Below are 10,831 nucleotides of genomic sequence, written 5' to 3'. Positions count from 1 at the left end.
CATGAAACCCCCCGCCCACCTCGCCCAGCACCTCGCGCGCCAATGGCAGCGCGCCGACTGGCGCGAGCGGCATCTGCTCAACGCCCGCGATGGCGATGCCTGGCCGCTGCGCCTGCCCATCGGCATACCGGGCGCGGCCCGCTTTCGTGACGATGGCGCCGCGCTGCGCGCCCATCTGCAGCAATGGCGCACCATCGCCGAGCACGGCCCCGGCGCGGTGGAGTGGGAGCAGCGCAGTTACCGCGCGGGCAGCGCGCCCGTCGCCGTGCCCACGCATTGGGTGCTGCAACGCCCCGCCGACTGCATGGCCGCCATCGCCCGCCACGGCGGCAGCGAGGGCGTGCAGGCAGCGGCCAGCCACCAGGCGCTGGCAGCGGTGCTGGCGCAGGTGGATCCGTGCTTTCACCGCCTGCTGCTGCGCCGCCTGGCGCTGTGGCGCTGCACGCCTGCCGATGAAGTCGCCACTGCCGCGCGTATCGCCATGGCCTTGGCCCCCGGCTGTGCCGACGGCAAGCCGCTGCGCGCGCTGGCCGTGGCGGGCAACGACAGCAAGTTCTTCGAGCGCAACGCCAGCCTCGTCACCGCGCTGCTGGACGAGCGCTTCGACGGCGAGGCCAGCCGCCAGGGCCTGACCACGTTCCTGGGGGCCTGCGGCGAGGACGACCACTGGCTGCTGGTCGCCCCGCTGGCCCCCGGCCTGCTGCCGTTCGCCCGCCAGCGCGTGGCCGCGAGCGAGCTGCTGACCACGCCGCTGCCCGCGCCGCACATCCTGCTGGTGGAAAACGAACGCTGCCTGCACCAGTTGCCCCGGCCGTTGCCCCGAACCATCGCCGTGCTGGGCAGCGGCCTGGACTTGAACTGGCTGGCCGCGCCCTGGCTGCGGTCGCGTAACGTGGCCTATTGGGGCGACCTGGACACCTGGGGCCTGCGCATGCTCGCCACAGCGCGCGGCCACCTGCCCGGCCTGCATGCACTGCTCATGGATCGCGTCACGTTTGACGCCCATCAGAATCGGGCCGTGGTGGAGCCAGTGCATGCCGATGCGCTGCCCGCCGGGCTGCTGCCCGAAGAAGCCGCGCTGGATCAGCACCTGCGCGGGCTGGAGCGAGGGCGGGTGGAGCAGGAGTTTCTGCCTATCGACGTGGTCAGGCAGGCGGTGCGCAGGTGGCTGGGAGAACCGCCGTGATACTCCCGGCGCATGGCCCGCTTCGGGGGACAATCCGTACTTCCCATGAGACCCCCCATCGCCATCGTCGACGTTGACCGCCCCGCCACCTGGACCCGCTACCGCGCGGGCCTGTGCGCCACCTGCGCGGCCAACTGCTGCACCATGCCGCTGGAGGTGCAGTTGCCCGACCTGGTGCGCCTGGGCCTGGTCGATGCCTTCGAGGCCGAGCACGAGGAACCCCGGCGCATCGCCAAGCGGCTGGAGAAAGCGCGGCTGATCGACCACTTCAACCACAAGCACACGTTGTTCACCCTGGCGCGGCGGGCCAGCGGCGACTGCCAGTTTCTCGACGCGCAGACGCGCCGCTGCACGGTCTATGACCGCCGCCCCGACACCTGCCGCCTGCACCCGCAGCACAAGAGCCCCCGGCCCGGATGGTGCGCCTATGGCGCGCGGCGGTGATGGCGGGCGCCACGGCCCTGCCCACCATCGACCCCGCGCGCTGCACGGGCTGCGGCTGGTGCGTGGCGGTGTGTCCGCCGCATGTGCTGTCGCTGCATGTTCAAAGCGATGCCCGCTTCGGCCCCAAGCGCTGCGAGCTGGATGACGCGGATGCCTGCACCGGCTGCGCGCTTTGCGCGGTACGCTGCCCGTTCGGCGCGATCCGCATGGTGCGGCAGTCGGCAGCCGGCAGGACGCTGAAGCTCTTGGCACAATAACGGCTCCAGCGCCCGTCCAGCAGGCGCTGGAGGCCGTTTTGACCCTTAACAGTTACGCAGCGTCTTGCCCGCCATGGCCGGGCGCAGGGCGTCGAGCTGGGGGCGCAGCGTGTCGGTCACCGCTGGCAGGCGCAGCGTGAAGCCGGGGGCATCGGGCCGCTCCTGCACCACGCGGGCCGTGCGCACGCCCTTGTTGCCCAGCTCGGCCAGTTCGCGCTCGGCGGCGTCCTTGGCGCTGAAGCGGCCCAGCGACAGGCCGTACTCCAGCGTGCCGCCCGCGCGGTCATGCTCCACCTTGCGGGCGCGCAGCTCGGCGCGCTTCTTGTCCAGCGTCTCCAGGTCTTCGAAGCGGCCCATATAGACCATCCAGCGGCCCGGGATGGGCGTGGGCTCCAGCAGCCAGCTGCCCTGGGGCAGCGCGGCTGCGGCGGTGCGCAGGGCCTCGGCCTGGCGCTCGTCGAACACGCCCGCCTGCAGGCATTCGGCGGCGGTGTCGGCGGGGGCCGCAGCAGCAGCGGGCGCGGTGTCGGCGGGCGGCTTGCTGCCGCTCACGCGCAGGATCTGCAGCGTCTCGGGCCGTATCTGCTGCTGCAGGCGCTGGGGCTCGGCCTGTTCCTCGGGGGCCAGTCCTGCGGTTTTGAGCAGGCCCTGCGTCCAGGCGTAGTAGCCCGCGTTGGCGAGCAGCAGGGCGATGACGGCAAGGCGCAGCATCGGGGTCTTTCTTCCTTCAAACCGGGGGGACGGCGCTGGGCCGCACGCTGATTTCGGAGCTGGTGATGGCCTGCATGCCGCCCGCCGTGTGGACCCGCAGCGCGCCGTCCTCGCCCACGCCGTGCGCGGTGCCCGCCGTGCCGTCGGAGAGCGTGACGGCGCGGCCTTGCAGCACGTCGCGCGCCGCAAAACGGGCCTGCAGGGGTGCGAAGCCGTAGCCCTCGAACGATTGCAGCATGGCGACGAGCGGCGGCACGATGCGCAGCAGGGCCGTGGGCGCGGTAAGGCCCGGCTCCACGTCCTGCAGGCTGCCGGGGGGCATGCTCATGCCCTCGCCGCTGCGCGGCAGCACGTTGATGCCGATGCCGATCACCACGTAGCGGGCGGTGCCGAAGCTCGCCGTTTCGACCAGGATGCCGCCCAGCTTGCGGTCGCCGGAGAGCCACAGGTCGTTGGGCCATTTCAGGTTGACGCGGGCGGGGTGGCCTGGGCCAGAACTTTTGCCTAGAGGGGGCAGCACGGGTTGCAGGCTCTCGGCCACGCTCACGCCCACGGCGAGCGAGAGGCCCGACCAGTCCTTGGGGGCCAGGGGCAGGCCCAGCGACATCATGAGCGACGCGCCCACGTCGCTCTGCCAGGGCCGCCCCATCCGTCCGCGCCCTGCGGTCTGCTGCTCTGCGACGAGCAAGGTCGGCTCGCAGCGGCCCGCGCGGGCGCGGCGCATCAGCTCGGTGTTGGTGGAGTCGATGGTGGGCAGTATCTCGACCGTGAAGCCCGGCAGCAGCGGTGCCACGGCTTCCCACACGGCCTCGGCGGGCCAGCGGATGGCCATCGTCATCGGGCGCGCCCCGGCATGGGCGGCGCCCAGCCGCGCTTGGGCGCGAGCAGCGTTCCCCGGCAGGACGCAGCGCCGCACCAGCAGGGGTATTCGGCCTTGAGCTTCTTGGTGTAGCGCTCCTCGATGATCAGGCCGTAGTCGTAGTTCAGCTCCTCGCCTGCCGCGATGTTGCGCAGCGCGGTGATGAAGATGCGGCCGTCCTGCTCGTCGGCGTAGCAGTTGGGGTCGCAGCTGTGGTTGATCCAGCGCGCGGAGTTGCCGCCGAACTTTGCGTCGATCACGCGGTCTTCATCCACGTGGAAGTAGAAGGTGTGGTTGGGCTGCGCCGGGTCGTGCGGGTGGCGGTCCTGCGCCTCTTGCCAGGTGATGACCTCGCCGGTGTATTCGATGATGACCTCGCCCTGTGCAATGGGCTGCACGGCATAGACGCCCTTGCCGTGGACGCCCGAGCGCTTGACTTGAATGCGGCGGGCGGGGTGGGTGCTGCGGGGCATGGCGAAAACTCTGTTAACTTGATGATGCACACACATGTGCGCGTGCGCGCGCATGAGGCCCGAATTGTAGAGACTGACGAACGATGACAAAAACTTTGGTGATTGCAGAAAAGCCCTCGGTGGCGCAAGACATCGTGCGCGCGCTGACGCCCGTGGCGGGCAAGTTCGACAAGCACGAAGACCATTTCGAGAACGACCGCTACGTGGTCACCAGCGCCGTCGGCCACCTGGTGGAGATCCAGGCGCCCGAGGAGTTCGACGTGAAGCGCGGCAAGTGGAGCTTTGCGCACCTGCCGGTGATTCCGCCGTACTTCGACCTCAAGCCCGTGGACAAGACCAAGAGCCGCCTGAACGCCGTGGTCAAGCAGGCCAAGCGCAAGGACGTGACGGAATTGGTCAACGCCTGCGACGCGGGCCGCGAGGGCGAGCTGATCTTCCGCCTGATCGAGCAGTACGCGGGCGGCGCCAAGGGCCTGGGCAAACCCGTCAAGCGCCTGTGGCTGCAAAGCATGACGCCCCAGGCCATCCGTGACGGCTTCGCGCACCTGCGCACCGAGCAGCAGATGGCCGGCTTGGCCCACGCCGCGCGCAGCCGCAGCGAGGCGGACTGGCTGGTCGGCATCAACGGCACGCGGGCGATGACGGCCTTCAACTCGCGCGACGGCGGCTTCTTCTTGACCACCGTGGGCCGGGTGCAGACGCCCACGCTGTCGCTGGTGGTGGAGCGCGAGGAAAAAATCCGCAAGTTCGTCAGCCGTGACTACTGGGAAATCCACGCTATCTTCGGCGCGCAGGCGGGCGAATACCCCGCCAAGTGGTTCGACCCGCAGTGGAAGAAGTCCGATGACGCCGAGGCCCGCGCCGACCGCCTCTGGTCGCAGGCCGACGCGCAGGCGATTGCCAACGCCGTGCGCGGCAAGCAGGCCACCGTCACCGAAGAAAGCAAGCCCACCACGCAGGCATCGCCCCTGCTGTTCGACCTGACCAGCCTGCAACGCGAGGCCAACGGCAAGTTCGGCTTCAGCGCCAAAACCACGCTGGCCCTGGCGCAAAGCCTGTACGAGCGCCACAAGGCCCTGACCTACCCGCGTACCGATTCGCGCGCCCTGCCCGAGGACTATTTGCCCGTCGCCAAGCAGACCTTCGAGATGCTGGCGGGCAGCAACATGCGCCACCTGGCCCCCCACGCCGCCACGGCGCTGGCGGGCAACTACGTGCGCCCGTCCAAGCGCATCTTCGACAACAGCAAGGTCAGCGACCACTTCGCCATCATCCCCACGCTGCAAGCGCCCAGCGGTTTGAGCGAAGCCGAGCAGAAGCTCTACGACCTGGTCGTGCGCCGATTCATGGCCGTGTTCTTCCCCAGCGCGGAATACACGGTGACGACGCGCATCAGCAAGGTCGATCAGCACCACTTCAAGACCGAGGGCAAGGTGCTGGTCAAGCCCGGCTGGCTCGCCATCTACGGCAAGGAAGCCGCTGATGAAGTGCAGGACGCCAAGGACGGCGACAAGGGCCAGAACCTCGTGCCCGTGCAGCCTGGCGAAAAGGTCAACACGCTGGCCGCAGACCCCAAGGGCTTGAAGACCAAGCCTCCCGCCCGCTACTCCGAAGCCACGCTGCTCGGCGCGATGGAAAGCGCGGGTAAGCAGATCGACGACGACGAACTGCGCGAAGCCATGCAAGAGAAAGGGCTGGGCACGCCCGCCACCCGCGCCGCCATCATCGAAGGGCTGCTGACCGAAAAATACATGCTGCGCGAAGGCCGCGAAATCATCCCCACAGCCAAGGCGTTCCAGTTGATGACCCTGCTGCGCGGCCTGGAAGTGGAAGAACTCTGCCGCGCCGACCTGACAGGCGAATGGGAATACAAGCTCGCCCAAATGGAAAAGGGCCAGTTGAGCCGCGAAGCCTTCATGCAGCAGATCGCAGCCATGACCGAGCGCATGGTCAAGAAGGCCAAGGAATACGACCGCGACACCATCCCCGGCGACTACGCCACGCTGCAAGCGCCGTGCCCCAACTGCGGCGGCGTGGTGCGCGAGAACTACCGCCGCTACGCCTGCGTGGGCAAGGCAGGCGGCGAGGGCTGCGGCTTCAGCTTCGGCAAATCCCCCGCGGGCCGCACCTTTGAAACGGCAGAGGCCGAGCAACTGCTGCGCGACAAGCGCATCGGCCCGCTGGAAGGCTTCCGCTCCAAGGCGGGCTGGCCCTTCACGTCCGAGATCGTCATCAAGTACGACGACGAGGCCCGCAACTACAAGCTCGAATTCGACTTTGGCGACGACGGCAAGGGCGAGGAGACGGGCGAGCTGGTCGAGTTCACCGACGCATCGCTGGGCGCCTGCCCCATCTGCGGCAGCGAAGTCCACGAACACGGCAGCAACTACGTGTGCAGCAAGGCCGTGCCCACCGCCGCCCAGCCCACGCCCAGCTGCACCTTCAAGAGCGGCAAGGTCATCCTGCAGCAGCCCGTGGAGCGCGAGCAGATGACGCGCCTGCTGCAAGAGGGCAAGACCGGCCTGCTGGAGAAATTCATCTCCAACCGCACCCGCCGCGCGTTCAAGGCGTTTTTGGTGTGGGACAAGGAAGCGGGCAAGGTCAACTTCGAGTTCGAGCAGCGCGAAAGCAAATACCCGCCGCGCAAGACGGCGGCGTTTGCTGCAAAAACAGGAGCTGCTGGCGCAGGCAGGACAAGCGCTGCAGCCAAAAAAACCTCAAAACCCGCAGCCGCCAAGAAGGCCGCCACAAAGACCACTACACCGCGCAAGCCCGCCGCAGGCAAGGCCCCCAGCGCCGCGCTGGCCGCCGTCATCGGCACCGACCCCGTGGCCCGCCCCGAGGCCGTGAAGAAGCTCTGGGTCTATATCAAGGAACACAACCTGCAAGACCCCAAGGACAAGCGCACCATCGTCGCCGACGACAAGCTGCGCGCGGTGTTCGGCAAGGACAGCGCGGGCATGTTCGAGTTGGCGGGCATTCTGGGCAACCACCTGGGCTGAACGGTGTTGAGCCGGGGCGAACGCATCGTCTGGGGCACCCTCGCCGCGCTGGCCGTGGCGGGCGCCGCCGCCGCGTGGTGGACGCACGACCAATGGGGGCCGCATGCCCTGCCATGGGCGCAGCAGACCTGGCGCAAAGTCACCCGCCCCGGCCCTGAGACACTGCCTCCCGGTAAGTCGGGCCGCCCCGCACCCACGGCGCAGGGCGCGGCATCCGCCCCGCCACCGCCGCCGCGCAAATGCGTGGATGCGCAGGGCCGCACCATCTACACCGACCAGCCCCAAGAGCACGCGGGAGCAGGGTGTGGATGGGGCGGTGACAGTGCTGCCGCAGTAGTAGATCAGTTCGCCACGGCGATTTCATACGCCGTGCTGCGTCCCCCGCCCTCCAGCCTGCGCAGTACACCCAGCGCCAGCAGCGCGTTGATGTCCCTGAGGGCGGTATCGGGCGAGCATTTGGCGATGGCCGCCCACTTGGCATTGGTCAGCTTGCCCTCCATGCCGTCGAGCACGCGGTTCAGCACCAGCGTCTGGCGCTCGTTCAGTGGGGTACCTGCCCAGCGCTGCCAGAAATTGGCCTTCACCAGCACGCCCGCCAACAGCGCATCGGCCCCCTGCACGGCGCGCAGCAGGCAGGCCAGGAACCACGCCAGCCACGGCGTTATGTCCATGCTGCCGGTTTGCGTGGCCTCCAGTTGCTCGTAGTACCGCTTGCGTTCGCGCTGGATTTGCGCGCTCAGGCTGTAGAAGCGCTGGCCGCTGCCCTCGGCGCGGGCCAGGGCCATGTCGCACACGGCGCGGCTGATGCGGCCATTGCCGTCGTCGAACGGGTGCAGGGTGACGAGCCATAGATGCGCCAGCCCGGCGTGCAGGATGGCATCGCCCGCTGGGGGCGTGTTGAACCAGTCCAGGAAGGCGCGGGTCTCCTGCGCCAGCCTGTCGGCGGGCGGGGCTTCGTAATGCACCCTCTCGCGCCCCATAGGCCCGGACACCACCTGCATCGGCCCGGCGGCATCGTTGCGCCATGCGCCGACCTGGATGCGCACATGCCCGCTGTAGCCAGTGGGGAGCAGCGCAGCGTGCCAGCCAAACAAGCGTTCGGGTGTGAGCGGCTGGGCGTGGTGCTGGGTGGCGTCCAGCACCATGTCCACCACGCCGTCCACGTGCCGGTCTGGCGGGGCCAGTGCGCCGATGTCCACGCCCAGCCTGCGGGCGATGGATGAGCGCACGGCTTGCAAGTCGAGCGCCTCGCCCTCGATGGCGCTGGTGGTGACCACCTCTTGCGTCAGCGCGTTCAGCGTGGCCTGGTCGTGCTGTGCCAGCCCCAGGCCCGCCATGCGCCCGGCCAGGTGGCCCTGGGCGCGGTGGACTTCGGCCAGCGGCATTGCCAGCGCGTCGGCGTCCCAGCGCCACTGCGGCCAGTCGGGGCGCTGCCAAAGGTAGGTGCGGGGGCGGAAGGGCTTGCGGGGGGGCATGCGGTGATTATGGGGCATATTCACCGCAGTATGTGCGGTGAATAAGGGGTGTATTCGCCGCAAGCCTGTGGATTCAATTTTGATAGCTGCTTGCGCTTGTCCAGTAAGCGCCAGAGCCACTTTTTAGTCCCAATTTTGCGCCAACGCGACACGCTTCCATCACGCCCGTGAACTAAGCTCGGCGGCCTATGCCGCACACGCCGCCACCCCTGCAACCCCCCGCACGCTCCCTCGCCCTCACCGGCGCCAGCAACTTCCGCGACCTCGGCGGCTACGCGGGCCACGGCGGGCGCACGGTCAAGTGGCGGCGGCTGTTCCGCTCCGACCACCTGGCGGGCCTCACGCCGCAGGACCAGGCCGTGCTCGCCGGGCTGGGCGTGGCCCGCGCCATCGACTTCCGCGGCCGGGCCGAGAGCGCGGCCCATGCCTATGCGCTGCCCGGCGTGGACTACCACCACCTCGTCATCGAGCCCACCGTGGTGCAGCGCGCGCTGGAGCTGCAGCGCAGCGGCCACCGCCTCACCGCGCAGGACGCCGTGGCCTTGATGCAGGACACCTACCGCGGCTTTGTGTACGACAACGCGCCGCGCTTCGCCGAACTGTTTGGCCTGCTGCTGGACGGGCGTGATGCGCCCCTCGTGTTTCACTGCACCGCGGGCAAGGACCGCACGGGCTTCGCCGCCGCCCTCATCCTGCTGGCCCTGGGCGTGCCGCGCGAGGTGGTCATGCAGGACTACCTGCTCACCAACGACCTCTACCGCCGCCCGCCCGGCATTGCAGGCCACGCTCCCGACGACGTGCTGGCCGTGCTGTGGCGCGTGCAGGAAGACTTTCTGAACGCCGCGCTGCACAGCGTGGACAGCGGCTTTGGCGGCGTGCAGGCGTACCTGGCCGACGTGCTGGGCCTGGACGCCGCCGCGCAGCGCGAATTGGCGACACGCTATTTGCAAGCGGCCTGAGATACTTGCCCGACCCTTTCTCAACCAGGAGACAAACCCCATGTTCAGCCACGTCATGCTGGGAGCCAGCGACCTCGACCGATCCAAGCAGTTCTACGACGCCTTCCTGGGCGCGCTGGGCGCCAAGCCCGGCTTCACCGACCCCAAGGGCCGCACCTTCTGGCGCCATGCGGGCAACACCTTCGCCATCACCCGCCCCATCAACGGCGAGCCCGCCACCTTCGGCAACGGCAGCACCCTGGGCTTCGCGGCCGCATCGACCGAGCAGGCCGACGCCGCCCACGCCGCAGGCATTGCCGCGGGCGGCACGGCGTGCGAAGACCCGCCCGGCTGGCGCGGCGACGCGGCCACCGGGCAGTTGTACCTGGCCTACCTGCGCGACCCGGCGGGCAACAAGGTCTGCGTACTGCACCGCCCGCCCAAGCCCGCAGCCTGAGCGCGCCCATGCACCTCGACGCCACGTGGCACGGCGTGGCCCCTGGAGAGACTTCCTATGTCCCGGTTTCTTTTGACCCTGACGGGGATCGGACTGATCTGCGCGGCCGTGGCATTCCGCGCGCCGACGTGGGTTTACTTCCTGGCGGGCATTCCCCTGTACATGTCCAGTTACCCCCACGAAAAGAAATGGAAGCCGGGCGGTGTCATCGCGCTCGTGCTGCTGCTCGCAGTCGGTGCCGTGGTTCTGGGCACTCTCGGCATGTTGCTGCGATCCGTGTTCATTCGCTGATGGCGAGCAGACGGGGCACCCCATGAAGTCCGCCGACGCCGCCACCTTCGACGCCGCTTACTACGAGCGCTACTACTTCGACAAGAAGACCAGCGTGGCCGACCCCGCGCACCTGCAGCGGCTGGGCGCCTTCGTCGGCAGCTACCTGCAGTACCTGCGCGTACCCGTGCAGCGCGTGCTGGACGTGGGCTGCGGCATCGGGCTGTGGAAGGACATCGTGGCCCGGCACTTTCCGCTCGCCAGCTACCAGGGGGTGGAGTTGAGCGAGTACCTGTGCGGGCGCTTCGGCTGGCAGCGGGGCTCCGTCGTGGACTACCAGGCCGACGAGCCCTTCGACCTCGTCATCTGCCAGGGTGTGCTGCCCTACCTGACCCCCGGCGACCTGCAGGCCGCGCTGCGCAACCTGGCCCGCCTGTGCCGGGGCGCGCTGTACCTGGAAGCCGTGACGCGCGAGGACTACGAACAAGGCACCATCGACGAGGAGTTGACCGACCCGCGCCTGTTCCGCCACCGCGCCGCGCTGTACCGGCGCGGGCTGGATGCGGGCTTCATCGGCCTGGGCGGCGGCGTGTGGTTGAGCCGCCGGGCCGAGGTGCCGCTGTTCACGCTGGAACGGGCGGATGGCGGATAGCGCCGACGCGCCCCACGCCGTGGCCCGCCTGCGCGCCGAGCGCCTGGCGCGCAGCGCCAAGCCCTTTCTGGCGCGCGGGGGCTCGCGCCGCGCACACTGCCCCGCAT

The 10,831-nt window shown here is 69.2% G+C and carries 12 protein-coding genes; 8 read left to right on the top strand and 4 right to left on the bottom strand.

Annotated elements, in window-relative coordinates; translation table 11 throughout:
* Position 1 precedes the first annotated feature (1 nt).
* The 3 genes from QM569_RS13925 to QM569_RS13915 are packed head-to-tail and all read left to right on the top strand — an operon-like array spanning position 2 to position 1,887.
* On the top strand, positions 2–1,186 hold the full coding sequence (locus tag QM569_RS13925; protein WP_414987832.1) for a Wadjet anti-phage system protein JetD domain-containing protein: 1,185 nt from the start codon (positions 2–4) through the stop codon (positions 1,184–1,186).
* Between the two features lie 45 nt (positions 1,187–1,231).
* Complete coding sequence (locus QM569_RS13920; protein WP_414987831.1) at positions 1,232–1,630, top strand: YkgJ family cysteine cluster protein; 399 nt, start codon at positions 1,232–1,234, stop codon at positions 1,628–1,630.
* Positions 1,630–1,887, top strand: a complete 258-nt coding sequence (locus tag QM569_RS13915; protein WP_414987830.1) for a 4Fe-4S binding protein — start codon at positions 1,630–1,632, stop codon at positions 1,885–1,887. Before QM569_RS13920 ends, QM569_RS13915 begins: the two co-directional genes overlap by 1 nt.
* 45 nt (positions 1,888–1,932) lie before the next feature.
* On the opposite strand, the gene QM569_RS13910 is transcribed toward QM569_RS13915, so the two are convergent.
* Genes QM569_RS13910 through QM569_RS13900 form a run of 3 tightly spaced genes read right to left on the bottom strand, consistent with a single transcriptional unit; the run spans position 1,933 to position 3,930 of the window.
* A complete protein-coding gene (locus QM569_RS13910; RefSeq protein WP_414987829.1) occupies positions 1,933–2,598 on the bottom strand; it encodes an SPOR domain-containing protein in 666 nt (221 codons plus the stop codon).
* Positions 2,599–2,614: 16 nt separating this feature from the next.
* Positions 2,615–3,436: a biotin--[acetyl-CoA-carboxylase] ligase gene (locus tag QM569_RS13905; RefSeq protein ID WP_414987828.1), complete on the bottom strand. Its 822-nt coding sequence runs from the start codon at positions 3,434–3,436 to the stop codon at positions 2,615–2,617.
* A complete protein-coding gene (locus tag QM569_RS13900; protein ID WP_414987827.1) occupies positions 3,433–3,930 on the bottom strand; it encodes an SET domain-containing protein in 498 nt (165 codons plus the stop codon). The genes QM569_RS13905 and QM569_RS13900 overlap by 4 nt, the downstream gene beginning before the upstream one ends.
* Before the next feature lie 83 nt (positions 3,931–4,013).
* Between QM569_RS13900 and QM569_RS13895 the strand changes: the two genes are divergently transcribed.
* A complete protein-coding gene (locus QM569_RS13895; RefSeq protein ID WP_414987826.1) occupies positions 4,014–6,932 on the top strand; it encodes a DNA topoisomerase III in 2,919 nt (972 codons plus the stop codon).
* 341 nt (positions 6,933–7,273) lie between these two features.
* On the opposite strand, the gene QM569_RS13890 is transcribed toward QM569_RS13895, so the two are convergent.
* On the bottom strand, positions 7,274–8,407 hold the full coding sequence (locus QM569_RS13890; RefSeq protein WP_414987825.1) for a Fic family protein: 1,134 nt from the start codon (positions 8,405–8,407) through the stop codon (positions 7,274–7,276).
* A gap of 188 nt (positions 8,408–8,595) precedes the next feature.
* On the opposite strand from QM569_RS13890, the gene QM569_RS13885 reads away from it, so the two are divergent.
* The 4 genes from QM569_RS13885 to QM569_RS13870 are packed head-to-tail and all read left to right on the top strand — an operon-like array spanning position 8,596 to position 10,724.
* A complete protein-coding gene (locus QM569_RS13885) occupies positions 8,596–9,366 on the top strand; it encodes a tyrosine-protein phosphatase (protein WP_414987824.1) in 771 nt (256 codons plus the stop codon).
* 40 nt (positions 9,367–9,406) lie between these two features.
* On the top strand, positions 9,407–9,802 hold the full coding sequence (locus tag QM569_RS13880; protein WP_414987823.1) for a VOC family protein: 396 nt from the start codon (positions 9,407–9,409) through the stop codon (positions 9,800–9,802).
* Positions 9,803–9,859: 57 nt separating this feature from the next.
* Complete coding sequence (locus QM569_RS13875; RefSeq protein ID WP_414987822.1) at positions 9,860–10,093, top strand: hypothetical protein; 234 nt, start codon at positions 9,860–9,862, stop codon at positions 10,091–10,093.
* A 22-nt stretch (positions 10,094–10,115) separates the two neighbouring features.
* Positions 10,116–10,724: a class I SAM-dependent methyltransferase gene (locus QM569_RS13870; RefSeq protein ID WP_414987821.1), complete on the top strand. Its 609-nt coding sequence runs from the start codon at positions 10,116–10,118 to the stop codon at positions 10,722–10,724.
* Positions 10,725–10,831: the final 107 nt, after the last annotated feature.

It is taken from the genome of Acidovorax sp. (genome assembly GCF_047607405.1).
GTDB lineage: Bacteria > Pseudomonadota > Gammaproteobacteria > Burkholderiales > Burkholderiaceae_C > Acidovorax.
The sequence above is the reverse complement of the archived record's forward strand: the minus strand, read 5'-3'. Positions and strand labels throughout refer to the sequence as shown.